General features: G+C 36.9%; 4 protein-coding genes. All 4 read right to left on the bottom strand.

The features are described from left to right. Nucleotides 1–17: 17 nt before the first annotated feature. Nucleotides 18–830: a hypothetical protein gene (locus tag D6734_03290; GenBank protein ID RMF96754.1), complete on the bottom strand. Its 813-nt coding sequence runs from the start codon at nucleotides 828–830 to the stop codon at nucleotides 18–20. Further along, entirely contained in the window at nucleotides 831–2,273 is a 1,443-nt protein-coding gene (locus D6734_03295) for a menaquinone biosynthesis decarboxylase (protein RMF96755.1), read from the bottom strand. It abuts the gene before it with no gap. 80 nt (nucleotides 2,274–2,353) lie between these two features. Further along, on the bottom strand, nucleotides 2,354–3,142 hold the full coding sequence (locus D6734_03300) for a class I SAM-dependent methyltransferase (protein RMF96756.1): 789 nt from the start codon (nucleotides 3,140–3,142) through the stop codon (nucleotides 2,354–2,356). Nucleotides 3,143–3,184: 42 nt separating this feature from the next. After that, the gene (locus D6734_03305) at nucleotides 3,185–3,913 is read right to left on the bottom strand and encodes a glycosyltransferase family 2 protein (protein RMF96757.1); all 729 of its coding nucleotides are present in this window, start codon (nucleotides 3,911–3,913) and stop codon (nucleotides 3,185–3,187) included. Between the last annotated feature and the right edge of the window lie 29 nt (nucleotides 3,914–3,942).

Raw genomic sequence — 3,942 nt, forward strand, 5'->3', positions numbered from 1 at the left:
GACTATAGGCTTACATTTCATATTGCTGTTGCGAAGGTAAAATCATACTTGGTCTCGATTAGTCCTTTTTTGAATGAGATTTCTTGAAAGGCTTTCAGGCCTTCTATTTCTTTGTCTGTTAAAAAATAATCAATCCTGTTTTTGAGATAGTCTATAAGAGCTTCTTTTTTAATGTTGCAGGTTTTGTATTCTCCTTCTGCAATTTCCTCGATATTTTTTATTCCTCTGTCCCTCGATTCTTTGAGAATCTTTAAAAACTGCTTTGGCACCTCCTTTTTTCTGCTTGCAATTACTGCGAAGACAAATGGAAGCCCTGTAATCTCGTGCCATTCCTCTGCAAGGTCAATTATTTTACCTGCTTCCTTTCCTTTTTTTTCGTAGGTAAATTCAAGTGCTTCATCACCGATTAAAAGTCTTGCATCATATCTCTTTTTTTCTCCACCTTCTAATGGTGTTATGAATGATGGTGTAATCCCATATTTCTTCTTAAGAATAATATTTAGAAGCACGATTGAAGTGCGCGAGCGTGTGTCAAGGAGAATATTTTCGATATCTTTGATCTCTTTTTCTGATATTAAAAGGACGCTCATTACTTTGCCATAGGCAGAAATTGAAAAATCCGGCAATAGATAGAGATTGTCGTTTTTTAAAAATTCAATCGATGGAATAAAACCTATATCTAATTCTGCGGCTAAAAGTTTATCAGAAATTTCAGAGGGAGAGCCCAAAAAAAGGTCTATTTTGTCCTTATATTCCTTTTTTTGAAGAAGATAATTTATTATTGGTTTTGCATTTAGAAAGGAATGACAACCAAAACGAATTTTTTCCATCTAAAAACCGTATTCCTTCCAACGTTTTGTTACCAAGGAGATGATCTCTTCTGACATTTTGCATTCTTCAGGCCATTCTCGTTCAAAGCCCTCTTCTTTCCATTTTCGTGTAGCGTCGATTCCCATTTTTGAGCCAAAGGTCGGCAATTCTGAAGCATGATCAAGGGTTTCAGTAGGTCCGGTGACGAATTCTATATCTCGTTTAGGGGCTATGTTGCTGAGTACCTTCCAAACTACTTCACGAGGGTCGCGAAGATTTACATCTTTATCTGTTACGACAATCACCTTTGTATACATTATTTGCCCTGTGCCCCATAAGCCGTGCATAATCTTTCTTGCGTGCCCCGGATATCTTTTATCAATGGAGACAAGGATAAGATTGTGAAAAACTCCTTCATAGGGCATATGTATATCAACAATTTCAGGAAACTGTTTTTTGAGCAGTGGCAGAAAAAGTTTCTCTACAGCAGTGCCCATAAAGCAATCCTCCATTGGAGGACGGCCTACGACGATTGTGTTGTATATGGCATCTTTTCTCATTGTAATGGCTTTCAAGTGAAATACGGGATATTCACCAGCAAGAGAGTAGAAGCCCGTATGGTCACCAAAGGGACCTTCAATGCGTCTTTCTTCAGGGTCAACATAGCCTTCAAGCACAATTTCTGCATTTGCCGGCACTTCAACATTGATTGTTTCGCATTTCACCATTTCTACAGGTTTTTTTCTTATGAATCCTGCGAGAATCATTTCGTCTATACCTTCGGGAAGTGGAGTAATCGCAGAAAAAGACACAGCAGGGTCAGTTCCTATTGCCACTGCAACCTCAATTTTTTGGTTTCTTTCCGCATATTTCTTGAATATGGAAGCGCCATCCTTATGTATATGCCAATGCATTCCTGTCGTCTTAGAATCGTAAACCTGCATTCTATACATTCCGCAATTTCTTGCTCCTGTCTCAGGATCTTTTGTAAAGACGCAGGGAAGAGTAATAAACTTTCCTGCGTCCTCAGGCCAGCATTTTAAGATTGGCAAATCGTCGAGAGAGGGATTGTCGGCGATTATAATCTCTTTACAGGGACCATCTTTTACTTTTTTTGGAAAGAAGCTTCCAAGCTCTTTTAGTTTTGGCAGCATCTTTATTTTATCGATAAGTGAATCAGGTGTTTTTGTTTCAAGGATTTCTGTAATTTCATTGGCAAGGGAGTCGATTGACTTTGTCTCAAGAGCTAAATTCATCCTCTTTTCAGTGCCAAAAATATTTATTAAGACAGGCAGTTTTGATTCTTTGACATTTTCGAAAAGAAGCGCTTTCCCTCCTTTCTTTGAAATGCGGTCTGTTATTTCACAGATTTCAAGCTCTGCGCTAACAGGCACTTTGATTCTATGAAGCTCATTTTCAGCTTCCAATTTTTTAATGAACTCTCTAAGGTCCTTATATGCCATTTTTTTGACTCGTTTTATGATTTAAAGTTAGGAGTTGATAAATATATCTTATTGAGGATTAAATCAATAGAATAAATCTTTTATACTGCTTTTGCAATGGCATAGCCATACTGTTTTGCGGAAAATTCAACTAAGCTGAATCGAGCGCAGGACAATTCTTTTTCTATTTCATCTTTTGTGAAATAATGGATGAAATTTGGCGCAAGACGGTCGCCCACATCAATTTTCTTTTTTCCTAAAAGCTTCCTTATGATGTTTGCCATACTTGTGAGGAGTTGAAAATTCTTAGGATTGCCTTTTCTTACAAAAAAAGATAGAAGCAAAGGTCCGTCTGTTTTGATGTTTCTTCTAATTTTCTTTAAAAACTCCACTCTGCTTTCTCTTTCAGGAATATGCATATAAACTGCCCATCCAACTATTATTCCGTCAAAAATTTCGTCTATATCCGCAGTATCATCCCTATCTGATAGAAAAACCTTTGCGCTATAACCTTTCTCTTCAATATTCTTATGTGCAAGATTAACCAAACTTTCGTTGCAATCGAATCCGCATACCTCAAACCCTTCTTCTATTAAAGCAAGCATTTCTCTCCCCGCCCCTGCCCCTGCTACAAGAATCGTGCGGCATTCTGAAAAATGCTCTCTCACTGCTTTTTCCTCCCATTCAAAAAAACCCTGATTGTTGTATTCTGCGCTATGATAGGTAGGATTTATATCATAGTAATATTTATCAATATCGTGGAGAAATTCTTTATTTGAAATTCCAAGCCAGAAAGCTTCAAAGGGAAGCTGTATTGCCTGCTGCATAATTCCCACTATTTTCAGAGTGGAGTAATAGATTTTTGTAAAAATATTATATCCCCTATACATATCGAATAATGATTTTAGCAGGGAAAGAAAGAATTTTGAAGTTTATCTATATAATCCTTTTTTATCATTTGCCCTGATTGTAAAAAGGTCTGTAAACATCCTGAATGAATCAGAAAAAAGATGGACTCTTGAATCTTGAGCATTAGTACAAACTACGGGCATTTTTTTTATGTTGTAGCCGAGTTTCATAGCAATATAGAGAATTTCAACATCAAAGCCAAAGCGGAAGATTGTTAATCGTTTGAATATCTCCTTGGCGCAATCTTTGCGAAATGCCTTAAAACCGCATTGTGAATCTGAGATTCCCGGAAGGACCAATGTCTGTACAAGGAGGGAGTATATTTTCCCTGAAATTCTTCTTAAGAGAGGAGGAGGGTTTATAATCCTTGATTCTTTCATATTTCGGTTGCCAATTATTATTTGCCTTTGTGAATCTTTGAATTCTTCGAGAGCTCTTGTTATATTTTCCGGGCCATAAGAAAGGTCAGCATCTAAAAAGATGATTATATCCTTTGTTGCATTTTCCACACCTTTTTTAACAGCCATTCCTTTCCCACAATTTTTATCAAGATTAATGAGGGACATATTTCCGATGTGGTTTTTAATAAAGTCTTTTACCAGCTTTTCTGTCCCGTCTGTGCTTCCATCATTGACGATGATAATTTCATATTCTTTAGGAAAATTGGAAAAGAAATGTGAAAGGCTTTCAAGGGCAGATGAAATCCTTTCAACTTCATTGTAAGCAGGTATGATGACAGATACAGAATGCATATTAACACCATTTTATATGAGAAGAAAAC

The organism is Candidatus Schekmanbacteria bacterium (genome assembly GCA_003695725.1).
In the GTDB taxonomy this organism is placed as follows: domain Bacteria; phylum Schekmanbacteria; class GWA2-38-11; order GWA2-38-11; family J061; genus J061.